The sequence below is a fragment of the Psychrobacter maritimus genome (assembly GCF_904846345.1).
Classification (GTDB): Bacteria; Pseudomonadota; Gammaproteobacteria; order Pseudomonadales; family Moraxellaceae; genus Psychrobacter; species Psychrobacter maritimus.
Map to the genome: position 1 here is coordinate 17,587 of NZ_CAJHAJ010000009.1, position 26,899 is coordinate 44,485.

The window sequence follows — 26,899 nt, forward strand, 5'->3', positions numbered from 1 at the left end:
TAAAAATTACGGTAATCGTTTAGCTCACCATATACTGACTAAATTCTTTGCGCAGCTTAGCAAGTTTTGGCGGTATGGCAAAGTTGCAGTAAGCCTGCCCCGGATTGCGATTAAAAAAGTCTTGATGGGTTTCTTCGGCTTTATAAAACTCAACAGCAGGATGTACTTCTGTGACCACATTGAGCCCCATATCACGCAGTTTATTAATCGTACGGTCGACGGTTGGTTTTTGCGCTTCATCGGTATAGAAAACCACGCTGCGATATTGGCTGCCGACATCGTTACCTTGGCGGTCCATGGTGGTGGGATCGTGAGTAGCAAAGAACACATCGAGTACCACTTCTAAGGGTACGATAGATTCATCAAATGCAACTTTAATCACTTCAACGTGGCCTGTATCACCGCCGCAGACTGCTTCGTAATTGGCAGAAACGGCATCACCGCCCATATAACCTGAAACGACAGATTGCACGCCTTTTACCGATAAAAATACCGATTCGGTGCACCAAAAGCAGCCACCGCCTAATATAATGGTTTGCATAATTGTTCCTATTATTCTAACGATAAAATATGCGCTAAATAGTGTGTTTAACAAATAGCCCTTATCTTAAAGGTATTTGATTAAAAAATTCTCTATTCAGCAATATACATTTAGCTTAGCAGGGCAGTTGCCCGCGATAAGTAACAAACAGTAATGTTATAATGGGCTTTTGCTATCTAAAAATGTCTTAAAAACCATTAATGCCATACTCTTTCATTATAGTTCTGTTATCAAAAATCAAAGTTACATTATCAAAAAACGAACCACCATCAAAAAACGAGCCACCCCATGAGCCATACCAAGCCAACTACTGTTGTTAATAACACCGTTAAAAACGATACCGTTAAAAACGACATCATTAAACATGACACCTTATTTACCACGCCACTCGATAAAGCGGCGCGTTTTTCTTTTGATGAACAAGTGGTGGCATGTTTTCCCGATATGATTCGCCGTAGTGTACCCGGTTATGGTCAGGTGCTAGCGATGTTGCCGATATTTGCCCGTCGCCATTGTAAGTACCGCCAACAGGACAATAATGGGCAACGCGTCAGCCGTGTGTATGATTTGGGCTGCTCATTGGGTGCGGCAAGTATGGCGTTGGCAGGCGAGTTTGAGCCGCAAGATTTACAGATTAAAGCGATTGATATCTCACCAGCGATGACCACAGAAGCGAGTGCTTTATTAACGGAAAATTATCCAGCGCATAATATTGAAGTGATCACCGCTGATATTCGTGATGTTGAGTTTGAGCCATGCGATATGGTCATTCTTAATTTGACGCTGCAGTTTTTGCCCGCTGCCGATAGAGTGGCGGTATTAGAGAAAATTTATGCAGCATTAAGTGAAGGTGGAATTTTAGTATTAACCGAAAAAACCCATGCTTTTGACGAGCAGTATGATGCGTGGTTGGTTGAGCGTTATTACGACTTTAAACGTGCCAATGGCTATACCGAGATGGAAATCAGCGGCAAACGTAATGCGTTAGAAAACGTTTTGATTACTGATACCTTGGATGAGCATCATGCGCGTCTAGCGCAAGTTGGCTTTGAGCGTCATCTGACGTGGTTTCAGTTTTTAAACTTTGTCTCTATTGTGGCGTTTAAATAACACTTAATCAGCGCAAATTTTTCGCCAAATCGAAGTTTTTATCAGTGCTTTATCAATACGGTAGCCGCCCTTTATGCTTAACGACACCATCACCCACGCTGAACGTGAATTATATTTGACCTTGCTAGCACTGGCACAGCAGCAGCCGAGCGCTTATGAGTGGCTAACGCGGTTACCGACATGGCTCAATGACATAAAAGATAAAGCCAATTACGCTCACGCACCCGCTTATCAAGCATCGGTAGCACGATTGCCAGAAATAACAGTCAATGATGTCGACTTAGACAACGATGTCTTGACGGTTGCCGCTAATCTCAGCGACTCTGAGCGTAAACAAACAATGGCACTGTTAAAGCAGCTAATGCCGTGGCGGAAAGGGCCTTTTCAGATTGGTGGTCGGATTGGTAGTGACGAGTCCGCTATAAAAATCGATACCGAATGGCATAGCGATTGGAAATGGCAGCGAGTGTTGCCGCATTTAGGCAATTTAAAAGGTCGGCGCGTATTGGATGTGGGCGGTGGCTCAGGTTATCACGGTTGGCGGATGGCAGGCGCAGGAGCGGAGACAGTTATTATCATTGACCCATCATGCCTGTTTTATCATCAGTTTATGGCAATTCGCCATTTTGTTGGTAATGCTGACAATCACCGTACCCATTATATTCCGGTACCGCTTGAAGCTTTGCCGGAGCACAGTCAGCTATTCGATACGGTATTTAGTATGGGCGTGCTCTATCATCGTCAATCGCCGTTTGAGCATTTGCAACAGCTAAAAGGTCAGTTGGTTAAAGGTGGCGAGCTGGTGCTTGAAACCTTGGTTATCGATGGCGATGCCAATACCGTACTCGTGCCGCACGACCGTTATGCCCAGATGAATAATGTCTATTTTCTGCCATCGGTCGATGCACTCATTGGTTGGTTAGAAAAAGCAGGATTTACCGAAGTACGCTGCGTCGATGTTGCCGTTACTTCTACCGCTGAGCAGCGCAAAACCGAATGGATGACTTATCATTCGTTGGCGGATTTTTTAGACCCTAATGATGCCAGCAAAACCATCGAAGGCTATCCAGCACCGAAACGTGCGACCCTCATTGCAAAAAAATAACTATTGCAAAGAAGGGGTTAGACTGCAAACAGAGGATTAGAGCTACGAATTTCGCACAAGGCTGTCATTACTTTTAAATGCGATGTTTCTAAAATGAGCAGTGTTTTGAGAAATAGCTATGGCAAATACCGATTAAATAAACCAGCGTTTAAATGCCATTTCTATTAAAACCTTGAGGATAAAACCAATAAAGCCTGCACCAAGAGCTAAAAACATCCAAAAAGTACCCGCACGACCCGCTTCAGATTGTTTTGATAGGTCCCAAATGATAAAGAATAAAAAGGCAATAAAAATGGGCAATAAAATATACATACCCCAACTGGTGACGGTACTGGCTGCAATAGCAAACATGGTTTTATCCTATAGATGAAAGTGTAAAGTGGCGCACGCTCTGAGGCTTTTTTTATGATTTTTTATAAATGAGACGATAATGTATAGAAAAAGCAGGCGATAACTGTTTTTCATTATAACGCGGAATAGAGCCGCTATAAATATTTCGCTAACGTCAGGCAACAGTAACGCTACAATCAGCCTAAACAACCCTGTATTTGCAGCCTATAATAGCCATCATCTCCTAAGCTATGCCTATCCAGTATAAAAGTGGTAATTTTAACGCTATTTTTGGTTCAAATAGTGCAATAGCGCCTAAAGGTTGTTATATTTATAGGTTACTTATTTTTTTTGTATTATCTTATATTTCACCAATTTTTTTGTTCATTTATCTGAGTTTATAGTCCTATGTCACAAGCCCAAATTGATACGCTCGCCTCACTATTTGATAGTGCCATCCAAGCCCTAAAAAATGACGGCGAACTACCGGCTGATTGGCAAAACAACAGCCAAATTACACGGACAAAAGACACCAGTCATGGTGATTTTGCGAGCAATATCGCGCTAACGGCCGCCAAAGCTGCGAAAGCCAATCCGCGCCAGCTCGCTGAAAAAATCGTCAACGCCTTGCCTGAAAACCAAAATATTCGCCAAGTAGAAATCGCAGGTCCTGGCTTTATCAACGTATTTTTAAATACTGAAGCCAAATTTGCCGTGTTAGACGATATCTTTAAGCTGCAAGAACGCTTTGGTTTAAGCAAGCAGTTTAAAGGTCAAAAAATCCAAGTTGAATTTGTCTCGGCCAATCCAACGTCTAGTTTGCACGTCGGTCATGGTCGCGGTGCCGCCTTTGGTATGAGCGTGGCAAACTTGCTTGAAGCCATTGGTTATGACGTCACGCGTGAGTATTATGTTAATGACGCCGGTCGCCAAATGGATATCTTAGCGACCAGTACTTATTTGCGTTATCTAGAAGCCAACGCTGAACCAGTCACATTCCCAGTCAATGGCTATCAAGGCGATTATGTCAGTGATATTGCTCAAACACTAAAAACCCAGCACGCTGATAGTTATGTGCATAGTTTTGCAGAAATTGCCAAAGACGTACCAGCAGATGCACAGTTTGAGATAAATGCAGACGGCGAAAAAGTGCTGCTGTCGGGCGATAAAGAAGCCCATATCGACGGACTGATTGCCAATAGTAAAGCCTTGCTTGGTGATGGCTACGAGCTGTTTTTAAATGCAGCGCTTAGCAGCATTTTGGCTGATATCAAAGACGACTTAAATGACTTTGGCGTCCGCTATGAATGTTGGTTTAGCGAAAGATCAATCGATAGCGAGATTGAACCTGTCTTACAAATCCTAGATGAAAAAGGCTATTTGTACGAAAAAGATGGCAATATTTGGTTTAAATCGACCGATTTTGGTGATGAAAAAGACCGTGTCGTTCGCCGTGCCAATGGTCAAAGCACCTATTTTGCCTCTGATATCGCGTATCATAAAAACAAATTTGATCGCGGTTTTGATAAAGTTATCAACGTTTGGGGCGCTGACCATCATGGCTATGTCCCACGGGTGAAAGCGGCGTTAACGGCGCTTGGTATCGATGCCGACCGTCTTGATGTGGTATTGGTACAGTTTGTCGCCTTATGGCGCGGTAGTGAAAAAGTGCAAATGTCGTCGCGCTCGGGCAAATTTGTCACCTTACGTGAGCTGCGTCATGAAGTCGGTAACGATGCCGCGCGCTTCTATTACGTCGCCCGTAAGCCTGAAGTCCACGTTGACTTTGACTTAGAGCTTGCCAAATCGCAAAGTAAAGACAACTTGGTTTTCTATATTCAGTATGCACATGCACGGGTTTGCCGCGTGTTAGAAAAACTAGAAACCAGTGGTCTGCAAGTAGACGATATTACTGGCGCTGAAAAGCAAGAGTTATTGACTGCACCGAGCGAAGAAGAATTGATTAAATTACTTGGCGCTTATCCGGCAACCTTGCTACGTGCAGCGACAGGTTATGAGCCGCATATCTTAACCAACTATCTAAAAGAGTTGGCCGCGTTATTTCATGGTTGGTACGATAGCAATCGTATCTTGCCCGTCAGCCTAACCTCGGGTGAGACGCCAAGCCAAGATGAGATGGATATGATGCAAGCTCGCCTACGCTTATCTAAGGCGGTCAGGCAGGTATTGAGTAATGGGCTTAGCTTATTAGGCTTGTCTGCGCCGTCTAGTATGTAGTATAAAGAGAGACGGCTGCTAGCCATCATCCGCCGACGACTATTTGGCAATAACAATTCGACAATGACAGTTCAACATTGATAATTCGACAACGATAGATATATTCAGTAGGGAGAACGAGATCCATGTTAGCCAAAAAACCAAAAGGTGCCACTGAAAAACGCAAAACAAGTAGTGTGTCAGGCTTATTATGGATGTTTGTTGGGGCGGTATTGACGCTCATGATTGGGGTGTTTTTATACCTCTCACCATTGTTTAATTTTAGTCCTGCGGGCAGCGATGACGGTACCGACCCTGATAGACAAGTTCAGCAACGAGTCGATACCGACACCGATAATGGTGATTATGAGTTTTATGATATTTTGCCCAATCAAGAGATGGCAACCATCCCTGATGAAGACTTTGGGGAAGGCGGTGATAGCCAAGCAGGTCAAATCACTGACTTCGAGCCAGATGTAGTCGTTAATCAGCCTCAAAGTACGACGCCCGCTACTGATGCGGGTAACTTTGGCATCTCTGAAAATACCACTATTGAGCCGAATCGTGGCAACAATGCTAATAATGCAGCCACCAGCAGTAATGATGACGATATTGTCATCGTTGAAGAAGATGCGACTTACGATGGTACACCAGCTGCCAACAATACAGGCGCGAATGCAGGCGCGGCTGCGAACAAACCCAGCGCTGGTACTGCAAGCATTCAAGCGGCCAAACCTGCTACTTATATTCTGCAAATCAACAGCTTTGGCGATGCGGATGAAGCAGATCGTCGCCGTGCCCAAGTCTTGATGGCGGGTGTGGACGCTCGAGTGGTAAAAAATACTACAGGTAATGGTTTGCCTATCTATCAGGTTATCTCACGCCCGATGAATAACCGTCAAGCGGTTGCCACCGCCCAGCAACGCCTACAAAATAATGGTATAGATTCTATCATTGTCGAACAGCGTCGTTAGACTTACAGCATTGATTAAAAAAAGCGTCACGGTGGCGCTTTTTTTATCCCTTTTTTTTGATATATTTTTTGGCATCTTTTATCAAACTTAACATAAGAGCATCATGATGACTGTGACACCTTCAGAAACTGCATCCGTCGGTATGATTCGAGCTTTTTTTCAAAAATATTTTATCGATGCTTTCACTGGCATGGCGTTAGGATTGTTTGTTACCCTGATTGCCGGTCTTATCATCTCGCAAATCGGTGGCTGGTTAAACTTGCCCGCCTTGGTTGCGGTTGGAAAACTGGCCTCAGTATTAATGGGTGCGGGTATCGGTGTCGGTATCGCTTACTATCTTAAAGCGCCAACGTTAGTGATGCTAAGCTGCTTGGTTGCAGGGATGCTTGGTGCGCATTCTGAAGCTTTGATGGCAGGCAACTTATTTATCGCGCAAGAAGCCGGTCCAGCAACCTTTGCTGCTGTGCCCGGTAATCCGATTGGTGCTTATTTGACCTCAGTATTTGCTTATCGTGCAGGTACTTGGGTCGCGGGCAAAACCAAGCTCGATATTTTGCTGATACCATTGTTAGTATGTACGGTGGCCCTAATCGTCTGTGCGCTGCTTAATCCTCCGGTCGTTGCTGCGGTCAATGCGATTGGTCAAGGCATTCAAGCCGCAACTGAATTGCAGCCATTATTAATGGGTATCGTGATAGCAGTCGTCGTTGGGATTTTATTAACACTACCGACCTCAAGCGCCGCTATCTGTATCGCTATTGGGCTTGGCGGCTTAGCGGGTGGGGCGGCGGTCGTTGGCTGTGCGGCGCATATGATTGGTTTTGCGGTAGCCAGTTTTAAAGATAACGGCGTCAGTGGCGTCATATCTCAAGGACTTGGCACCAGTATGCTACAAATCCCTAATGTGCTTAGAAAACCGATTGTTTTACTGCCAGCCGTTATCGCCAGTGCTATTGTTGGTCCTATCGCAACCGTTGGCTTTGGGCTGGCTTGTACGGCGACTGGTGCTGGTATGGGTACGGCAGGATTGGTCGGGGTATTTGGCGTCATTGAAGCATCACAAGGAATTATGAGTAGCGCTCAATTATGGACGGCGATTATTTTATTGATGTTTATTTTACCTGCGCTCATCGCTGGGGTGGTCGCTTATGTGATGCGCCGCCTTGGTTGGTTGGTCGATGGCGATATGAAACTGCCTTAAATTAATCAAATTATCCTAAGCATCAATAATTATAAAAAAGCCCAGCTATTCAAGTAGCTGGGCTTTTATATTATATAACTTATGAGCTTTTTTAATTAACGACGGACATCTTTTGGTGCATCGCCGTTTGGCCAATCTTTGTCTTTGTTGGCTTTTACAGGGCGTGGCAAGTGGGTAAAGTAGGCGGCAATATCGACCGCTTCTTGGTCACTTAGCGTATTACCTTGTCCAAATGGCATTTTACCTTTGATAAAGGCGGCGGCAGTATAAGTACGTGCCATCCCTGCGCCATCATTAAAGGATTTATCGCCAGCTACCGCAGGATAGATATAAGTACCATCGTCATTATATTGACCTTCGCCATTATCACCGTGACAAACGCTACATTTTTCTGCAAATAGCTTTTCGCCCGTTTCAGGGTTTGGCTCTAACTCTTTATTTACTTTGACAAATCCACGACCTTCAGGAGATACGCCGACGGGCATATCTTGCGACAGCCAAGTCATATAAGAGATAATGGCGTTCATATCATCTGAGCCCAAATCAAGCGCTGTACCGTTCATTGAGCGTTCAAAACAACCATTGACACGCTCTTGCAAGGAGTTGATACGACCTCCGCGCGAACGATAAATAGGGAAGATGCCCGGCAGACCATTCCATGGCGCCGCAAACGCTTCTGAGCCGTTGCCTAAATGACAGCTGGTACAGTTGAGCTGGTTACCAACGTTATTTGGCATCTCTTTATAAGTATGATTGACAATCTGTAAACCTCGACGAATGGCGGCACCGCGCTCGTCATCTGGGATGGTAGATTCGTCTGGCATATTAATCGCTGGTTTGCCGCCTGCTGCGCCTGCCGCATCACCGCCGCCTGCGCTAGCGCTCATATCACTGGCAGCTGGCATATTGCCTTTTAGCGTTTCGGCACGGGCTTCGAGGGCTTTAACGCGAGCCAAGGCTTCTGCTTCTTCCAAACGGTCAACGGCTTTGGTCTCATTGCTATTACTACAGCCGGCCATACTGACAGCGCTGATGGCAAAGATAGTGGCTACTAACAGGGATGAGGGCTTGGCACGTGGAAAGTTTATCATTGGAATATCCTTATGTTAGAAAATAATATGTAAATCTATATTTATATGATAGTTTGGTCGTCATGATGGCAAAACTTATTTTAAGATTTTAGCTAAATAAATGGCTCGGATTTCAGTATTGATCAATGCCAACATAGTTGGCGTCATATCATTCAACTTATCGCTACTGCCTAATATTAGCTATTAATCCGCTTGATTCTGCCTATCAAAACTCGACCAGTAATTAATCTGTAATTTGCTAGTAACATAATTGTATCAAATACAAATACAAATACGTAAAGTGTTTTTAAATTGAAAAAGAACACTAAAGCGACAAATGATGCCAACAGATGGTGAACGTTCTAAATAGCAAAGCATACTACTTTTACTAAAAAGCGCGTAAATATGAAAATATTTACGCGCTTTTTTTGATGAAGACATTTTAATATAGTAAGTGCAAAATAAAATCGATACGTTAGTATTCTTGTGCTAATGGGATAGATTTTTCTTGCTTGCTGTTCGCAGGCGTGACAGAGGCTGCAAAAAACTCACCCCGTTAGCACTTTGTATCGGTTTTAGATCGGATAAACGACAGCTGTTTAACTTATTATCGTTTATCTGCCGCTATATTAATTAACAATCGCCGCTTTACGGTTAGCCGTTTTTGCGCGTTTTTTGCCTTTTAATTGACGCGATAGCTTATTGACGTCATTCAATACCTTGCTATAGCGTGCTGGGAATACGCGCTGGACAGCATCTATCATTTTGGCATCACTGCCAATCAAGCAGCGTGGCTGATTGGTCGCGGCAGCCTGTAAAATAATCCAAGCGGCTGCGCTGGCATCAAATTTTAGAAATTTATTAAAACTACTGATGGCTTTGCGGCCGCTACGCATGCCAAGGTCGCTGATACTGTCGTTACCACGGGCGCTATTGGCGATATTGGTTTTGATGCCACCGGGATGAATACAGGTCGCTGAAACGCCGCAGCGCTGAATGTCTAGCTCTTGACGCAGACTTTCAGTAAAGCCACGTACGGCAAATTTGCTAGCGTTATAAGCAGACTGTGACGGCTGCGCGGTCAAACCAAACAAGCTTGAGATGTTAATGATATGACCATGTTCGTTAAAATTACGTGCTTTACTGTCTTTTTTACCACCATCAATTTCGCTTTCTTTCACGCTATTTTTAATCAATGGCAAAAATGCCTTGGTGCCGTAAACCACACCCCAAAAGTTGATATCCATGACCCATTCAAGCTCGCTAATGCTGCTACCTTCTACGCTTGAATAAAGCGCTACGCCCGCATTATTAAAGATAAAGTTTACTTTACCATGCTCCGCCATCACGCTATCCGCCCACGCTTCGACGGCTTTATTATCTGAGACATCGAGTACCGTGGTGGTGACTTTGACATCATAGCCGACCAGTAAATCCTTGGTTTGTGCCAATTGCTCAGCATTGATATCTGATAGCGCCACGTGGCAGCCCATTTTTGCTAAATGAATGGCAAGCTCGCGCCCCATGCCAGAGCCAGCACCAGTGATAGCAGCGACATGGTTGCGGTAATAGGGGGTAATGTCAAGGTCTTGCTGCGAGGAAAAAGGCAGATGTTGGCGTAGTGAGGTTGCGATTGCAGAGACATTTCCAGAAACAGTGTTAAGCATGATAAACAGTCCTTTGTATCATTAATAGTATTGGTATTTCTACTTTAGCATGATTGATGATAAGCGCTGATAGCAATTGATAAACGCGGCTGTCATTTTTACCCACTACATTAGCTGCAAAAAATAAAATGAGAAGTAAGCGGACATAAAAAAAGTGTCTAGCATAATTTACACTAGACACTTTTACTTTAATTACCGCTTCAATAAAGCAGATAAGACCTTTTAAGCGTTTATCGCTATCTGTTCTGAATCACCGTTAGAGAAGGTGATCTCAGGGATTTTACCGTCGTTGATTACTGCTTCATCAACGAGTACGGTCTTAGCATTTTCCATTGAAGGCAGCTCATACATGGTTTCAAGTAGGGCATTTTCTACGATAGAGCGCAGACCACGGGCACCTGTTTTGCGTGCCATTGCTTTTTTAGCAATCGCATCAAGCGCTTCTTTGGTAAAGGTAATGTCAGCGCCTTCCATATCAAACAGATATTTATACTGCTTAACCAACGCATTCTTAGGCTCTGTGAGAATTTGCACCAAAGCTTCTTCATCAAGCTCTGTGAGCGCAGCGAGCACAGGAAGACGACCGATCAGCTCAGGGATAAGACCAAACTTGATCAAATCTTCCGGCTCTACTTGTTGCAGTAGCTCTGAGCTACGTTTACTATCGTCTTTTGAGCTGACATCAGCATTAAAGCCAATACCTGTTTTTTCTGTACGCTGCTGAATCACTTTATCAAGACCGGCAAACGCACCACCAACGATGATAAGAATATTACTGGTATCAACTTGGATAAGCTCTTGCTGTGGATGCTTGCGACCACCGTGCGGCGGAATAGCGGCAACCGTGCCTTCGATAAGCTTAAGCAAGGCTTGCTGCACACCTTCACCTGATACGTCACGGGTGATAGATGGGTTGTCGCCTTTTTTGCTGATTTTATCAATCTCATCGATATAAATGATACCTTGCTCAGCTTTACTCACATCATAATCTGAGGCTTGTAATAGCTTTTGCACGATGTTTTCGACATCTTCACCGACATAACCAGCTTCAGTTAAAGTCGTGGCATCTGCCATCGCAAAGGGCACATCAAGCAAGCGCGCTAGAGTTTGCGCCAGTAAAGTCTTACCAGAACCGGTTGGACCAATCAGCAAGATATTACTTTTTGCCAATTCAACCATGGCATCATCAGCGCCAATCTTTGCTTTTTTGCTGTCATTGGCTAAGGTTTGGCTGACTTTTAGGCGTTTATAATGGTTATAAACCGCAACTGCCAAGGCTTTTTTCGCCGCATCTTGCCCGATGACATATTCATCAAGCTTGGCACGTAGCTCTTTTGGTGTTGGCAGCTTTTTATTGACCCAAGAGGTATCAATATCGCTGTCGTCGTCACCATCTTCGGCGCTATCGGCAATCAGGTCTGTACATAGCTCAATACATTCATTACAAATATTGGCGTCGTCAGCGGCAATCAGCTGCTTTACTTCACTTTTTTCTTTGCCGCAAAACGAACACTGCGGGGTGTTATCTTCTGCCATATACAGGCACTCCTAAAATTTTATACTGATCAATATTCTGATTATGGACATCGATGCAAAAGCGCCGGGCACTTAATATATTTTCTCTTACCCTATCGCGCTTAGGCATCTGATGTTTTAAAGTCTCGTAGACGGCTGCTATTAAAGCGCTTATAGAGAAGTCGGGCGACGCTCTAATACTTCGTCAACCAAACCGTATTCTTTAGCTTCTTTGGCATCTAACCAATAGTCACGCTCAACGTCTTTTTCGATTTTCTCGACGGGTTGACCGGTACGCTCAGCCAAAATCTCGTTCAAGCGAGCACGCGTTTTCAGAATTTCACGCGCATTAATTTCGATATCGGTTGCTTGACCTTGCGCGCCGCCTGAAGGCTGGTGAATCATCACGCGAGAGTTGGCTAGGGCATAACGTTTGCCTTTTTCGCCAGCTGCCAGTAAGAATGAACCCATGCTATAAGCGCCGCCCATACAAATGGTCGAAACTTCAGGTTTGATAAAGTTCATGGTATCAAAAATAGCCAAACCAGCACTGACTGAGCCGCCTGGCGAGTTGATATATAAATGGATGTCTTTATCAGGGTTTTCTGCTTCTAAGAATAATAACTGCGCCACAATAAGATTGGCCATATGGTCTTCAACTTGACCGGTCAAAAAGATAACGCGCTCACGTAATAGGCGTGAGAAAATATCAAACGAGCGTTCACCGCGCGCTGACTGCTCAACCACCATTGGAACCAATGCGGCTTGGGGCGCGCTTTGGTTATATTGTGCGCTTTGGGCGGTATTGTGCGCACTCATCAACATATCAAAATGCGGGTTAGCAGTGATGCGATCATAATCTGTCATAAAGATGTCCTGTTTATAAGTACATAAAGTAAAGAGATATAGGCTAGCTGTTGGCTAAATTTTTATGGTGGTTATCATTGTAAACATTGCCGCCTATGAATAAAAGCTGCCTGTTAATAAAAGCTATCTGCTAATAAAACCTATTCGGTTCAATTAAATGCTTTAAATATCGCTAACAAGTAGCCAATCATATTCATGATTTAAGACGGCGCTTAAAAGTTATTCCATCTACTTGCTAGAAATAGCAGCTGTCAAAAATAGTAGCTGCTAAAAATAATTGAGCTAATGGTAACTTTTTTATTGCGGCAATAGTAACTTTTTAATGTGACAAATGATAAATGACTCCCTATTAATAAGGCGTCTGTGCCCATTTATCAAGGGCAGTGGCAATAAACACCAGATAAAAGTAGCTAATAAGCCAGTAATTTATCAGCCAGCAATAAAAATGCCCTAACAAGATGTTAGGGCATTGTATTAGGGTATTGTGTTTAGCGTTTTTGCAGTAAGAGTAGCAATTTGCCATTAATAGCAAGTTGCCAAGTTATCTCTTACTAAATTACATACCTTGCTGCTGTTGTTGCTGAGCAGCTAGCAAGTCTTGGTAGCTGACTTCTTTGTCAGTTACTTTACCTTGCTCGATTAGATAGTCAACCACTTGGTCTTCTAGAACCACAGACTCAATGTTAGCGCGTTGCTGCTTGTCATTGGTGTAGTACTCGATGACTTCTGCTGGATCTTCGTAGTTTTCAGCGGCTTCTTTGATAAAGCTTTCAACACGCTCTTGGTCGACTTCTAAGCCTTTGGTGTCGATAACGCGAGCAACGATGATGCCAAGACGGGCAGCACGTAGCGCTTGCTCTTCGAACAGCTCATTTGGCAGCATGTCTTTATCGAAGCTATCAGCATTGGCACCGAACTGTTGAGAAAAACGTTGCATCATCATGTTGCGTTGACGCTCGATTTCTTGCTCTAGCATGGCGTTTGGTACGTCAAACTCGTTCTTTTCTAGCAGCGCATCAAACGTTGCTTGTTTTACTTGGCTACGCGCCGCATTTTTGATTTCGCGTTCCATGTTTTTACGCACGTCTTCTTTTAATTTCTCAACGCCGCCTTCTTTAACACCGAATAGCTCTAGGAACTCTTCGTTGATTTCAGGTAGTTTTGATTTTTCAACCAATTTTACGTTGATTTTGAACTGGGCTTCTTTACCAGCCAAGTTTTCAGCTTGGTAATCTTCTGGGAAAGTCACGTCAATGACTTTTTCTTCGCCAGCTTTCATGCCTTTGATACCATCTTCAAAGCCTGGAATCATCTGGTTGCTACCGATAACCAATTTGAAGTCTTCAGCAGAACCGCCTTCGAATTTTTCGCCGTCGATTGAGCCTTCAAAGTCAAATGTTACTTGGTTGTCTTTGGCCGCTTTACCTTTTTTCTCAACGAATTCTTCACGTTGTTTTTGTAGGTTTTCAATCATGGTGTCAACGTCTTCGTCGCTAACCGTCGCTGTGTGACGCTCAACTTCGATCTCATCAATACCTTGTACGTCGATTTCTGGGAAGATTTCAACAGTGGCTTGATAAACCAAGAAATCATCTTCAAGTTTTACATCATCGATGTTAGGCATGCCAACGGCGCGGATGTCTTCCGATTTGATCGCTTCAAAAACAGTATCACGGATCACATCGTTGATAACTTCTTGTTGAATGCCAGCACCGTACTGTGAACGGATATGTGACATAGGGACGTTACCTTTACGGAAACCGTCAATCTTGGCAGTTTTCGCAACTTGGCGAATACGGCCTTCAACTTTGTTTTGAATTTTTTCAACGGGTACTTTAACCGTTAGCTGAGTTTCTTTGTTAGATAGCTTGTTGGTTGTAACTTGTAAATCTGTAGCCATGTTCATTACACCTTTAGGATTTAATAGTACGTTTGATTAAATAGTACTTAGGGTTAAATAGTAATAGACAACCGTGCCTCAAAATACGGGCGGGTGTGACCGATTGCCGTTGGAATAAATAGGGGATATTGATAGCGCGCAATTTCGCAGTCCGTGCCCGTAGCAATCGCTGCTGACACAAAAATGTGAAACGCTTTATCTGAATAGACGCTATCTGATATCAATATTAACCATGAATAGGTCGCATAATAACGCTTTTTGCGCAATTATACAGACAAATAACGGCTTTCAACAAAATTTTAAAAGTAGAACAGTATAATCCATCTGTTTATCAAAGTAAAAATTATCTGTTTGCGGTCTAAATAGGGCAGCGCTGCTATCGTCCGTTAAAATAACATTGCTGGGTTAATATTGTCGTATTATCGGTATTAACTATTATCGGTATTAATAACATAGCAAAGCAGTAAACGCTATGGATCGACGATAAGTTAGGACTGCTTTTATTCGGATTGCTTTTACAAGGCAGAATTGCTTTTATAAAGACAATAAAGGCAACTGCGCCAATAATTGCTCAATCGCCTGACCGCGATGACTGATGCTGTTTTTATCAGCAGCGCTGAGGCTTGCCGCTGTCGCTTGCAACTCTGGCAACCAAAACAGCGGGTCATAACCAAAACCGCCATCACCATGCGGCGCCGCCAAAATCTCACCCTGCCATAAACCTTGGGCGATAATTGGTAACGGGTCATCGGCATGACGTACCATCGCCAATACGCAAACGAACATGCCTTTAATAGGCTCATCAGGCTGTGCTGCACGGATAGGCTGCAAGTCGGCAACAAGCTTAGCATTGTTTTTACTGTCATTGCCGTGCTCGCCTGCATAGCGGGCAGAGTAGATACCGGGTGCATTGCCCAATGCTGGTACGCATAACCCTGAATCATCAGCAATCGCCGGCAATCCGCTTACTCGGCTGGCATGACGGGCTTTGATAAGGGCGTTTTCAACGAAGCTTAATCCATCCTCGATTGCATCGTCGATATCAAGCTGACCTTGCGGGACAATCGTCACATCCAAATCTGCCTCAGCAAATAGGCGGGTAAACTCAGCAAGTTTGCCTTTATTGTTACTGGCGAGCACCCATTGGTTTTGTGGTGTGTCTGGATTTGAATCATTTAAGGTGGATGCTTGTTGATGAGTCTCTGTGGCACTGGCTTGATTCATATTCTTTGTCCGTAATTGAGTCGCTTATACGCGCATATTCTAGGCTAGCATCGGCTAAATTACCAATTAGCATAACGAATCGCTGATTCATAACATTTGGTAACTGATATTTGTCGTCACTATTGCTATAATAGGCAACAAGCTACAGTGAATTATATCTTATAGCTTGTGAACTTAAAGTTAATAATAGCTTTAATCGTTAGTAAATAGTTTTAAACGCTAACAATGGTTTTTAAGTCCATGTTTTGGCATTTGACAGTTTTGATGTTTAATGACTTGGTATTTAAAAATTCTGAGTGTTTAAAATTTCTCGTATTTAACGATATAATAACTATTGAGTGCTGCTCGCTTAAGATAACTTTCAAATTTAGCGCTTTTTTAGGTTTACCGCATTATGTGTTAGCCTAGTGAGTGTTAAATTTCTCTAACAATAAACTAAGCCAATTTAGTCTCATAATTTATAGCGTTCGTTTTAAGCTATACCTAATACTAATGGCTAAACCAGCAAGGATAAAATAATATGTCAAAGATTACATTACCAGAACTACCGTATGCAAAAGACGCGCTAGAGCCACATATCAGTGCTGAAACGCTAGAATACCATCATGACAAGCATCACAACGCATATGTGACTAAGTTAAACGAATTGCTACCAGGTTCTGGTCTAGAAGACAAAACTTTGTCAGAAATCATCGTAGCAACCGCTAAAGATGACAGCAAACAAGGTATGTTTAACCAAGCAGCCCAAGTATGGAACCACACGTTCTACTGGAACTGCATGACGCCAACAAACGGCGGCGGCGAACCTACTGGTGACTTGAAAGCGAAAATCGAAGAAGATTTCGGTAGCTATGACAAGTTCCGTGAAGAGTTCAAAAACGCAGCATTGACTCAGTTCGGTTCAGGTTGGGCATGGCTAGTGGCTGATAAAGTCGGTGGCAAATTGTCTATCGCCAAAACAGCTAACGCTGATACCCCATTAGCACATGACCAAGTTGCTGTATTGACTTGTGATGTATGGGAACATGCGTACTACATCGATTATCGTAACCGTCGTCCTGACTATGTTGACACGTTCCTAGACAAGCTAGTGAACTGGGACTACGCAAACGCAAAATATAAAGGTCAAGATGCTGGTGTTGAAGAGTAATCTTTAACCACTAAGGTTTTGATTAATAAAAAAGGACGCTGAGAGGCGTCCTTTTTTTGGTTTGGATTTATATAAAAAATGGCTCTTTTGGGATTGTCTAATTAGTTAGGTTCTTTCTCATCTAATAGTTGTATTTTAGTGGAACTTAAATCAATGAAGTTTGCGATTTCTCTTACAGAAATTAATGATAGCTTTTTAGTATTTAATTCATAATAGCGTTGGTTATTTTGCCAGCTAAAATTGTATAAAAGCTCTTGTCTATCAGAATATAGGCTTTCTAGTCTTGCAGGCTTATCATTGACTTTATCGTTCAAGAAATCCTCAATCACTGTTAGCCTGACGGAACCGTTTTTAGGTATATAATGTTCTGTGAGCTCAATAACAGATTGACCATTATTGATATCGTAGACCTGATAAAATATATTGTATTTGTTATTAGCTAATATGCCAGAGCTATTCAAACCTACCAACTTACTATTATAAAAATTATCTAAGAGAACTGGCTCGAATGTTAATTTATATTTAGCTTTATTGATATCTTCATCTAGGGCTTGGAAGTTATTCTTAGCCTCACCAATCATTGTCTCATCAAACTCTGTTGTCTGTATGCCACCACTAAGGCTGCCAGTAGTTTTCAAATTTTTTAATGCAGTTAAGGCTTCGTTTCTTTCAGATTCTATTAGGTTAGATAATTTGATGTAGTGTATGCCCATATCCTCTTCTTCTAAACCAAAAGCTTTGTAGGCTTTTTGCTGATTATTTTCACTATCTACGTCGATAATATTCGCTACATTAGGGTTTATCAGAAATAAACATATAATAAGAATAAAAGAAATTGTACCTAATCCTAAAAATACTATAAGGTTTTTTCTCATAAGAACGACTCTTTACTATAGTGATAAATGGCAGCTTTTTACAGCAGTAAAAGGGTGGATTTAAGTTCCCAAGCTAACTTTTCTGCTATGTTTCTAAGAAGCTTCAATAACCTAAAAATATAGATTTTCATCTAAACTAGAGTTAGTCAAACCCTCTGATATACAGCGTGGGGAGTAGTGCTACAACACCTCAAACCCAAACTTACCCAACGCCTCTCTGAGCATCGCAATATTATAATAAGCATGCGCATTGACGGTATTTTGAAAGAAAATATAGAGCGTATCAAAATGCTGATGCTGATTGGCAATTGCTTGCGCCCAATCCTGCATTTCCGCCTCGCTGTAGCGATAATCATGACGGTCAGCGGCACTCATGGCATCCCACCAGTTTAGATTATTACCATGCATGCGCAGATAGCCCGTGCGCTCGGTAAATATCAATCGTGACGGTGGTAGACCGCTGACTTTGGGGTAATCGATGCTACACCAAATCAGCCCTTGTTTGACAAAACTATCGACCACTTGCGGGGTATGCCAGCCATTATGGCGAAACTCAACGGCTAGTGGATAATCTTGAAACCAACTGACAAGGTTTGCCAGATATAGACGATGCTCGCGGGTACGATCAAAGCCGTGTGGGAATTGCAGCAGTAGTGGCGCGAGAGCGTTGGCTTCGATAAGTGGCGTGAGAGCAGTAATAAATGCTTGCGCGTGTTCGGCTGTGCCCTTGCGCGCATGAGTAAAGTCTTGATGCAGTTTGACCGCGAACTTCAACTCACTGTCTGCTTGCACGTAGGCTTTATCGACCATGCCAGCAAAGGCTTTTTGCCCGATGGGCGCGTAGAAAGTGCTATTAATTTCCACCGCGCCGTATTGTTTGGCGTATTCGCGTAAGAAATCCGTCTTTTTGGTACCAGTGGGATATAGCGTACCGAGTAAGTCGGTATCGCTATAACCGCCGGTGCCAAGGTAAATACGCGGAGTAGGGGTACTGTCCATGTTGACCACCCTTTGCTATTTTTAATTTATCATTAATAAGCTTATTTTTTACGTGACCATAGCCATTCGATGAGTGCCAATAGTGCGTTGTTGTCTGCACTGTCTTTTTTGCCACTCAGCTCACGGCTGCTCAACTCGCGAATAATGGCTGCACGTCCGTCATTAAATAGCGATTGCGCATAACTGGTTGCCTGCTCAACGCCCATCAATTTTACATAGGTAGATTTGTCTAACTTTTCATCGCTGCCAGCAGGTTTGCCAAGCGTATCGGTGCTGGTGGTGACGTCTAAAATATCGTCTTGTACCTGAAAGGCTAGACCAATATGCTGCGCACACTCTTGTAGAGCCATACGCTGTGGAGCGGTCGCGCCAGCACAAATAGCACCCATCAGCATAGCCGCTTCAATCAATGCGCCCGTTTTATCACGGTGGATGGCTTCCAAGTCGCTTTGTGAAATGCCTGTAGTAGCTTCGGCATTGAGATCAAGCATTTGACCAGAAACCATACGTCTGGCACGCGGCGCAAATATCGCGATGAGCTGGCTTGCAATAGATGAGTCAAACGGCGCAAAGGTTGGCAGCTCTGCGGTCAATACTTCAAAAGCTAAGGTCTGTAGCACGTCACCGGCCAGCAGGGCAGTTGATTCTGCAAAGACGATATGCGCGGTCGGCTGACCACGGCGCAGGTCGTCATCGTCCATACATGGCAAGTCATCATGTACCAATGAATAGGTATGCAACAGCTCTACTGCCAATGCCGCACGGCGACACATATCATAATCGGAATCGTTTTCTAACAGAGCTTCCAAACCGTCAGCGTTAGCCATACTGTTTTTATCATCAGTGCTTTTATCTGTATTTTCATTGGCATTAGCATTGCTTTGATTGACACTATCAAAGGCGCTGGCGACCAATAACGGACGTACCAATTTACCTTGACCGGTCATCACATAACGGCAGGCATCAATCAGCGGGCTTGGCAGCTCAGCATAAGCAAATAGCACCTCGATATCTTGCGACAATTGCTCGCGCACGGCGTTATGAAATTGCTCGGTGTTGTTATCAAAGCCAGCAAAAGATACGAGTCTTGCAGGCATCAGGCTTGGCGTATTGGTAGAAGAAGTAGAAACAGAAACAGTCATAACCCAACCATCTATCAGGTGAATAATAAAAATAGTGCTAGTGTAGCATGATAGATTATATTCCTTAGCGAGCGGGTATCATCAATGACGCATTTTTGGCGCTTTAATGTTAAAAAACCTGCTTAAAAAAGCTGGCAAGAATACAACAAGCCTTCGTTACGTATGGGCGATGTATCTTGGCCGTTGGATATGTTTTGATAAGGAATAGCGCTTATCGATAAATAAGCGCTATTTATAAGCGTTAAAAGCATGATTGTCAGTATATAATCTCAGTATACAAGCAGTCACTTAAAGCACCTTGGCAGCAAGGTAAAGGGCTAGTATCGACTTAAGAGTGACTTGCGAGTATGGTATTAGCTTGTGACAGTCGGGGGCATAATCCCCTACACTAATTGGCGTGAAAATGGTCTGGTGCTTAGCAGGTGGGTTTTTAGCCCTTATCTATGTGACATATCAGCTCAATATTCAGTCAGTATTTATACGACGGGTATTCGCACCATTAGGATTTATCACAGCATACCGGCAACAATCGTATATAAATAAAGCGCCGTATTCAGTTGTGCTAACGCGGTAACATTCGGCATAGAATATGAATATATAAGCATGAGCGCTGGATAATAAAGACATCTGCACTGCTTACTTTATACTGACTTTATAAGGCAGTAGGTTGGCAGTGTTATTACTCGTTTTACTAACAATAACTGGCTATGTGCTTTAATTTTAAAACTTTTAATTTTAAAACGTAGCTTTCGTTATATAGCAAGGAGTTTCAAATGGTATACCAAGGAAATCGCATCACGGTGACAATGCTAGAGGATGGCATCGCCAACATGCAGTACAACGCCGAAAATGAGAGCGTGAACAAGTTTGATGCTGAAACCAATAAGCAATTTGGCGAAGCGGTTACTGCTTTAGAAAAAGCGGATAACGTAAAGGGTCTTATTGTGACATCAAGCAAAGGCGTGTTTATCGCTGGTGCTGATATCACAGAATTCGTCGGCTCTTTTAAAAAGCCAGAAAGCGAAATCAAAGATTGGGTTGTTAACATCAACGACGCCTTTAACCGTTTTGAAGATTTGCCGTTTCCAAAAGTAGCCGCTATCAATGGCGCAGCGCTTGGCGGTGGTTGTGAGATGACCTTAGTTTGTGAATACCGCGTCATGAGCGACAAAGCCATCATCGGTCTTCCAGAAACCCAATTGGGTATTTTCCCAGGTTTTGGTGGTACGGTTCGTAGTACGCGTATCATTGGTATCGACAATGCGCTTGAGCTTATCGCTACTGGTACACCAAAGAAAGCACTTGATGCGTTAAAACTTGGCTTAGTGGATGCGACTGTTCCTGCCGATGATTTACAAGATGCAGCGATTGATCTGGTCAAAAAATGTATCTCAGGTGAGCTTGATTGGCAAGCAAAGCGTGAAGAGAAGCTTGCGCCTGTTAAGCTAAACCAGCTTGAGCAAGCGATGGCATTTAACAGCGCAAAAGGTATGATTTTTGCCAAAGCCAATCCTAAGCAGTATCCAGCGCCAGCAATCGCTATTGAAGCAATTGAAAAGCATGTAAATCTGCCACGTGATAAAGCAATTGAAGTCGAAGCGACTTACTTCGCAAAAGCGGCGAAAACCCCACAAGCAGAAAGCTTGGTTGGTCTGTTCTTAAACGATCAGTTGGTCAAAAAATTAGCTAAGCAGCACAGCAAAAAAGCACATGAAATCAATGAAGCGGCCGTACTTGGCGCGGGTATCATGGGCGGCGGTATCGCTTATCAGGCAGCCAGCAAAGGCTTGCCAATCATTATGAAAGACATCAAGTCTGAGCAATTAGACCTTGGTATGGGCGAAGCCAGCAAGCTACTTGGCAAAATGGTTGAACGTGGCAAGATGACCCCAGCAAAAATGGGCGAAACGTTAAGCCGTATCCGTCCGACTTTGAACTATGGTGACTTTGCTGAGACTGATATCGTTATCGAAGCGGTGGTAGAAAATCCAAACGTTAAGCGTGCGGTACTAAAAGAAGTCGAAGGCTTGGTAAAAGACGATTGTATCCTAGCGTCAAACACCTCAACGATTTCTATTACTTTCTTAGCGGAAGCACTTGAGCGCCCAGAAAACTTCGTTGGTATGCATTTTTTCAACCCAGTAAACCGTATGCCGTTAGTAGAAGTTATTCGCGGTGAAAAATCTTCTGAAGAAGCTATTTCAACGACCGTTGCTTTGGCCACAAAAATGGGTAAAGTGCCTGTCGTCGTGAATGACTGCCCAGGTTTCTTGGTAAACCGTGTGTTGTTCCCATACTTTGGTGCCTTTGACTTGCTCCTTAAGCAAGGTGCGGATTTTGCTCATGTCGATAAAGTTATGGAAAAATTCGGCTGGCCGATGGGTCCTGCTTACCTAATCGACGTCGTTGGTTTAGATACTGGCGTACACGGCGCAGAAGTCATGGCAGAAGGTTTCCCTGACCGCATGAAGCCTGATTATAAAGGTGCTATCGAGCATTTATATGAAAACAAACGCCTAGGTCAGAAAAACGGTATTGGTTTCTATAAATATGAGATGGACAAGCGCGGCAAGCCTAAAAAAGTTGCTGATGAAGCGACTTATGAGCTACTTAAAGCCACTACTGATAGCGACAAGCAAACCTTTGATGATCAAGCGATTATCGACCGCACCATGCTGGCTTTCTGTAATGAGACTGTACGTTGCCTAGAAGATAATATCGTTAGCACGCCATCTGAAGCCGATATGGCGATGATTATGGGCGTTGGTTTCCCACCATTCCGCGGTGGTCCTTGCCGTTATATCGACCAAATGGGTCTAGATAACTACTTGGTGCTGTGTGAAAAATACGCATACCTTGGCAAAGCCTATGAAGCCCCGCAAAAGATTCGCGATATGGCAGCAGCAGGCGAGACCTTTTACGCCACGGCGTAATGGGCAGTCATTACTAGGATGAAGTGCCGTACGTTTGTTATTAAGGCTGAGAGAAAATTAGTTATTTATGCTCTTTAATGCCAATATTTTTTTAATAGCAGACGTACGATTATAGTTGGTTGAATTTAAGCTAGTACAAGAAAATCGAGCGCAGAGGTACCTATTGTACTTTAAGCGAGATTGACGCAGTCATAGCATTAAAATCAACTGACTACACTGACAATAAAAATTGAAAAGGAAGATAGTATGACAATTTTAAGTCCAAAAGACGTGGTCATCGTAGATGGCGTACGCTCAGCAATGGGTAAATCTAAAAACGGTATGTTCCGCCACGTTCGCGCTGATAGCTTATCAGCTGAGCTGGTACGTGCCTTGGTTGAGCGTAACGATTTTGACCCACGTGACGTCGAAGACATCATCTGGGGCTGTGTAAACCAGACTTTAGAGCAAGGTTTGAACATCGGTCGTAACATCGGTCTGCTGGCTGGTATTCCAAAGACTGCTGGCGGCCAAACCGTTAACCGTCTATGTGGTTCATCTATGCAGGCGCTACATACTGCTGCCGCGCAAATCATGACCAACCAAGGTGAAGTTTTCATCATCGGTGGTGTTGAGCACATGGGTCACGTTGGCATGATGCATGGCGTTGATCTCAACCCTGAAGCGTCAAAGCACTATGCAAAAGCCTCAAATATGATGGGCTTGACCGCTGAAATGCTAGGTCGTATGAACAATATCACTCGTGAAGAGCAAGATGCTTTCGGTCTTGAGTCACATCGCCGCGCATGGGCTGCAACGACTGAAGGTCGTTTTGACAATGAAATCATCGGTATCGAAGGTCATGATGCTGCTGGTCGCTTGCAGCTTTGTACCGTTGATGAAGTGATTCGTCCTGATGCAACGATGGAGCAAATGCAAAAGCTACGTCCAGCCTTTGATCCTAAGGGCGGTACGGTCACTGCTGCGACCTCATCTGCATTATCTGACGGTGCGTCAGCAATGCTAGTCATGAGCGCACAAAAAGCCAAAGATTTAGGTCTTAAGCCTCGTGCTCGTATCCGTAGCATGGCTGTTGCTGGTTGTGATGCCGCTATCATGGGTTACGGTCCTGTACCTGCTACGCAAAAAGCACTTAAGCGCGCTGGCATGAGCATCGACGATATGCAAACCATCGAGCTAAACGAAGCGTTTGCAGCGCAAGGCTTGTCAGTACTTAAAGCCTTGAACTTGTCGGACAAGCAAGACATCGTCAATATCAATGGTGGCGCGATTGCACTAGGTCATCCACTAGGTTGTTCAGGTGCTCGTATCACGGTTACCTTGTTAAACGCCATGGAGCAGTCTGATACTGAAATTGGTCTTGCGACCATGTGTATCGGTCTAGGTCAAGGTATCGCGACCATTATTGAGCGTGTGTAATTCTTAGACTGTATTAGCTTTGCAATATTTTAGCATTTTAAAAGAAGCCTCCAATCAAGCGATTGGGGGCTTTTTTATTTATAAACAATAACGAGGTATCTATGACGCAACGTTCATAAGTTGTTAATAAAAATTATCTCCATTGACGCCCTCAGCAAACTATGACTAAATAAGAGCTAGGTTTAATAATAATGATATAGAGGCCAAAAATAGCGTCGCCTTTACTTATCAATGTCAGTCGTACAAGGAGTGTACTATGTCTACCATGATTACCGATCGCACTTATCGTATCGCCCGTGAAAATACCCAAGCGATGATTATCGATGTTCAAGAACGCTTAACGCCGCATATCTATGACCATGAAAATATTGTCAAAAAGACCGTCACGCTAATCAAAGGGCTGCAAGCGCTTGATATTCCGATTATGCTCAATGAGCAATATAAAAAGGGACTTGGCGATACCCTGCCTGAAATACGTGAGGTACTAGAAGGCGACAATGCCAAAAGCTTTGAAAAAGTCACTTTTAGCGCTTGTGATAATGACGATTCGTGGCATTATTTAGCCCAACAAAATCGTAGCATTGTTCTATTATTTGGGGTGGAGGCGCATGTCTGCGTCATGCAAACGGCGCTTGATTTGCTCGATAATGGCATGCAGCCAGTGATTATTGGTGATGCCGTTGGCTCGCGTTTTCCTTATGATAAGAAGCAAGCGATTCGCCGTATCCGCCGCGCTGGTGGCGTGATTAGTACGGTAGAATCCATTCTTTTTGAGCTTTGTCGCAGTAGTAAAGACCCTGCGTTTAAAACCATTAGTAATTTGATTAAGTGACTTAATTAAGCGGATTGATTGGTTATAAAACAGTTTTTTGATGGTTAATAAAAAAAGATAGCGCTGAAGATTTAGGTGCTATCTTTTTTCAATACTCGGGCGTGTCCTCAATTCAATCGATGGACATCTAAATGGTCTAAAAATGGCTAAATTTCGCCAAACTTCGTCAAATAGCTTGGCAATATCCCGATATTAACTGCACTATTTTCCTTGTTTGGCTACAATTTATCTCATTTTTATCACCATTTTTAAAATGAGGACACGCCCTAACTTTTTTCGCCTTTAAGTAACGATTTAAAATAACGCTTTTAAACAACGTTTGAACTTGGTTTAACAGTAGATTTAATTGCTGGCTTATCCTTTATTTTTAAGACTAAAAAAGTAGCTGAAGCAACGGCAATAATCAGTACCCAACCAGTCGGCGTCCAACTGCCTGTCAGTCCTTTCACGCCCTGCATCAGCAACACCATCATAACACCACCTAGATTGCCCATCATCATTAGCATAGCAACTGCTTTAGCCGCTTGTGAGGCGTGTACGGTATCTTCAGCGGCGGCAATCAGTAATGGATAACCTGCCAACAAGAAAAATCCTAATATAAAGCTGAGCAATAATGTTGTGGTTCCTGTGGTTAAATACAGTAAAGGATAGGTGGCGCTCGCACCAATTAGCGTTGCCAATATTAAAAAAATGCGCCGTTTTTGTAGATAGTCAGATAATAGCGGAATCAGTAGCGCGCCTAAAATACCGCCGACGATCAGCATGGCAGTAATAATACCCGCCGTCGCTTCATCAATACCGCGCGGCGCAAGAATAGGAGCAATCCAGTTACTTAATCCATTAAAATAACCCATCGCAATAAACACCGCTAATGAGATAAACCATAGGCGCTTATTTTTTAATAGCGATTCGATTTCGTGCAGTGAGATAGCGCTATCTTGTTGTTTGGGTTTTTCAGCGACCACTAATAAAAATCCTACTACTGCCACTGCCGTAATAATGACATTGATAAGTAGCATACCAGAGAAGCCAAATGCCTCGATTAATGGGGCAGGGGCAAAAGCGCCAAGGGCAGTTGCCAAAAACATCCCACCCATAATCACGCCCGTTACGGTGGCGATTTGCGATTTATCAAACCAGTCGGATGTCACTTGATTGATAGCATTGGTGATATACGGCTGAGCGATGGCAATTAGTAATTGCCCTGCAAATACTAGCCAATAATGATCAGCGCCCAACCAACGTATTATTGAGCCTATCAGCATAAGCAACGCCGCTAAGCTGACGATTTTTTTATAGCCGATGTTATCGAGTACCTTGCCTGAATGGATGGCGAGCAGCACAAAAACGATAGGGAACATCAAGGTTAAAAGATTGGCAAAAAATTCATTAACGCCGAAATGTGCCTCGGTGCTAATTACGATGGTCGCAAAGGTCAGCCATAAAAACTGATTGACCCCCAGTAAAAGAGAGAAGCCTGCGATGATAAGCCATTTATTGGGTGGTTTTTGCTTGGAACTTATTGCAGTCGCGGTTGATGAATTAGCACGCGTTGTGGCGTCAGTGGTGGGTGGCATCGACATATCCTTGTCTGGTGCAGGTCATTATCCATTATTTTGTGCATAGCCTTGTCCATAGCCTTATGCATCGCCTTTCGCTTTATTATGAGCATTAGTTTAGTTTTAAACAATAAAAAATTAAGACACTTGCCATTATCTCCCGCTGAAAAAATTTAGATTGCTAGTAGTAGGCGTAAAATATCTACTATAATAAGCACCTTTGCATAAAGATTAGAGTTAGATAAAGCGCTAACCATTCACCGATTAAA

At 43.4% G+C, this 26,899-nt stretch carries 22 protein-coding genes; 9 read left to right on the forward strand and 13 right to left on the reverse strand.

Annotated features, from left to right (window positions below):
- Nucleotides 1-19 precede the first annotated feature (19 nt).
- Nucleotides 20-541 (reverse strand): peptide-methionine (S)-S-oxide reductase MsrA, encoded by a 522-nt coding sequence (gene msrA, locus JMX50_RS11205; RefSeq protein ID WP_201629575.1) that lies wholly within the window; start codon nt 539-541, stop codon nt 20-22.
- A 288-nt stretch (nt 542-829) separates the two neighbouring features.
- Here msrA and cmoA point away from each other — a divergent pair, with 288 nt between their 5' ends.
- Together cmoA and cmoB are read left to right on the forward strand one after the other, a co-directional pair.
- Entirely contained in the window at nt 830-1,651 is an 822-nt protein-coding gene (gene cmoA / locus JMX50_RS11210; protein WP_372829812.1) for a carboxy-S-adenosyl-L-methionine synthase CmoA, read from the forward strand.
- A 73-nt stretch (nt 1,652-1,724) separates the two neighbouring features.
- The gene (cmoB, locus tag JMX50_RS11215; RefSeq protein WP_201629576.1) at nt 1,725-2,756 is read left to right on the forward strand and encodes a tRNA 5-methoxyuridine(34)/uridine 5-oxyacetic acid(34) synthase CmoB; all 1,032 of its coding nucleotides are present in this window, start codon (nt 1,725-1,727) and stop codon (nt 2,754-2,756) included.
- Between the two features lie 132 nt (nt 2,757-2,888).
- On the opposite strand, the gene JMX50_RS11220 is transcribed toward cmoB, so the two are convergent.
- Nucleotides 2,889-3,107, reverse strand: a complete 219-nt coding sequence (locus JMX50_RS11220; RefSeq protein ID WP_201565181.1) for a DUF2788 domain-containing protein — start codon at nt 3,105-3,107, stop codon at nt 2,889-2,891.
- Between the two features lie 387 nt (nt 3,108-3,494).
- On the opposite strand from JMX50_RS11220, the gene argS reads away from it, so the two are divergent.
- From argS to JMX50_RS11235, 3 genes are all read left to right on the forward strand, one after another.
- Nucleotides 3,495-5,324 carry an arginine--tRNA ligase gene (argS, locus tag JMX50_RS11225; protein WP_201629577.1) on the forward strand — a complete coding sequence of 610 codons (1,830 nt, stop codon included), beginning with the start codon at nt 3,495-3,497 and terminating at the stop codon, nt 5,322-5,324.
- 125 nt (nt 5,325-5,449) lie between these two features.
- Nucleotides 5,450-6,277: an SPOR domain-containing protein gene (locus JMX50_RS11230; RefSeq protein WP_201629578.1), complete on the forward strand. Its 828-nt coding sequence runs from the start codon at nt 5,450-5,452 to the stop codon at nt 6,275-6,277.
- 103 nt (nt 6,278-6,380) lie between these two features.
- Nucleotides 6,381-7,478, forward strand: a complete 1,098-nt coding sequence (locus JMX50_RS11235) for a PTS sugar transporter subunit IIC (protein WP_265088597.1) — start codon at nt 6,381-6,383, stop codon at nt 7,476-7,478.
- Between the two features lie 95 nt (nt 7,479-7,573).
- Here the strand turns inward: JMX50_RS11235 and JMX50_RS11240 are convergent, their stop codons facing one another.
- From JMX50_RS11240 to rdgB, 7 genes are all read right to left on the reverse strand, one after another.
- Entirely contained in the window at nt 7,574-8,569 is a 996-nt protein-coding gene (locus JMX50_RS11240; RefSeq protein ID WP_201629579.1) for a c-type cytochrome, read from the reverse strand.
- Between the two features lie 608 nt (nt 8,570-9,177).
- Nucleotides 9,178-10,215 carry an SDR family NAD(P)-dependent oxidoreductase gene (locus JMX50_RS11245; protein ID WP_201629580.1) on the reverse strand — a complete coding sequence of 346 codons (1,038 nt, stop codon included), beginning with the start codon at nt 10,213-10,215 and terminating at the stop codon, nt 9,178-9,180.
- A gap of 222 nt (nt 10,216-10,437) precedes the next feature.
- Nucleotides 10,438-11,751 (reverse strand): ATP-dependent protease ATP-binding subunit ClpX, encoded by a 1,314-nt coding sequence (clpX, locus tag JMX50_RS11250; RefSeq protein ID WP_201629581.1) that lies wholly within the window; start codon nt 11,749-11,751, stop codon nt 10,438-10,440.
- Between the two features lie 150 nt (nt 11,752-11,901).
- The gene (gene clpP / locus JMX50_RS11255; RefSeq protein WP_372829816.1) at nt 11,902-12,597 is read right to left on the reverse strand and encodes an ATP-dependent Clp endopeptidase proteolytic subunit ClpP; all 696 of its coding nucleotides are present in this window, start codon (nt 12,595-12,597) and stop codon (nt 11,902-11,904) included.
- A gap of 556 nt (nt 12,598-13,153) precedes the next feature.
- Nucleotides 13,154-14,497, reverse strand: a complete 1,344-nt coding sequence (tig, locus tag JMX50_RS11260) for a trigger factor (protein WP_201565851.1) — start codon at nt 14,495-14,497, stop codon at nt 13,154-13,156.
- 53 nt (nt 14,498-14,550) lie between these two features.
- Nucleotides 14,551-14,676, reverse strand: a complete 126-nt coding sequence (locus JMX50_RS13285; protein WP_265088598.1) for a hypothetical protein — start codon at nt 14,674-14,676, stop codon at nt 14,551-14,553.
- A 355-nt stretch (nt 14,677-15,031) separates the two neighbouring features.
- Nucleotides 15,032-15,721, reverse strand: a complete 690-nt coding sequence (rdgB, locus tag JMX50_RS11265) for an RdgB/HAM1 family non-canonical purine NTP pyrophosphatase (RefSeq protein WP_227671039.1) — start codon at nt 15,719-15,721, stop codon at nt 15,032-15,034.
- A 520-nt stretch (nt 15,722-16,241) separates the two neighbouring features.
- On the opposite strand from rdgB, the gene JMX50_RS11270 reads away from it, so the two are divergent.
- Complete coding sequence (locus JMX50_RS11270) at nt 16,242-16,871, forward strand: superoxide dismutase (RefSeq protein WP_201546523.1); 630 nt, start codon at nt 16,242-16,244, stop codon at nt 16,869-16,871.
- A 101-nt stretch (nt 16,872-16,972) separates the two neighbouring features.
- Here the strand turns inward: JMX50_RS11270 and JMX50_RS11275 are convergent, their stop codons facing one another.
- The 3 genes from JMX50_RS11275 to JMX50_RS11285 all read right to left on the reverse strand — a co-directional run bounded on the left by JMX50_RS11275 (nt 16,973) and on the right by JMX50_RS11285 (nt 19,887).
- Complete coding sequence (locus JMX50_RS11275; protein WP_201629582.1) at nt 16,973-17,746, reverse strand: hypothetical protein; 774 nt, start codon at nt 17,744-17,746, stop codon at nt 16,973-16,975.
- A gap of 180 nt (nt 17,747-17,926) precedes the next feature.
- Nucleotides 17,927-18,745 (reverse strand): DUF72 domain-containing protein, encoded by an 819-nt coding sequence (locus JMX50_RS11280; protein ID WP_201629583.1) that lies wholly within the window; start codon nt 18,743-18,745, stop codon nt 17,927-17,929.
- A gap of 41 nt (nt 18,746-18,786) precedes the next feature.
- A complete protein-coding gene (locus JMX50_RS11285; RefSeq protein ID WP_201629584.1) occupies nt 18,787-19,887 on the reverse strand; it encodes a polyprenyl synthetase family protein in 1,101 nt (366 codons plus the stop codon).
- 773 nt (nt 19,888-20,660) lie between these two features.
- Between JMX50_RS11285 and fadB the strand changes: the two genes are divergently transcribed.
- From fadB to JMX50_RS11300, 3 genes are all read left to right on the forward strand, one after another.
- Nucleotides 20,661-22,820 (forward strand): fatty acid oxidation complex subunit alpha FadB, encoded by a 2,160-nt coding sequence (gene fadB, locus JMX50_RS11290; RefSeq protein WP_201629585.1) that lies wholly within the window; start codon nt 20,661-20,663, stop codon nt 22,818-22,820.
- Between the two features lie 246 nt (nt 22,821-23,066).
- Entirely contained in the window at nt 23,067-24,239 is a 1,173-nt protein-coding gene (gene fadA / locus JMX50_RS11295) for an acetyl-CoA C-acyltransferase FadA (RefSeq protein ID WP_201629586.1), read from the forward strand.
- A gap of 256 nt (nt 24,240-24,495) precedes the next feature.
- A complete protein-coding gene (locus tag JMX50_RS11300; protein WP_201620106.1) occupies nt 24,496-25,071 on the forward strand; it encodes an isochorismatase family protein in 576 nt (191 codons plus the stop codon).
- Between the two features lie 308 nt (nt 25,072-25,379).
- On the opposite strand, the gene JMX50_RS11305 is transcribed toward JMX50_RS11300, so the two are convergent.
- Nucleotides 25,380-26,648, reverse strand: coding sequence for a CynX/NimT family MFS transporter (locus tag JMX50_RS11305; protein WP_201629587.1), 1,269 nt, complete (start codon nt 26,646-26,648; stop codon nt 25,380-25,382).
- Nucleotides 26,649-26,899 lie beyond the last annotated feature (251 nt).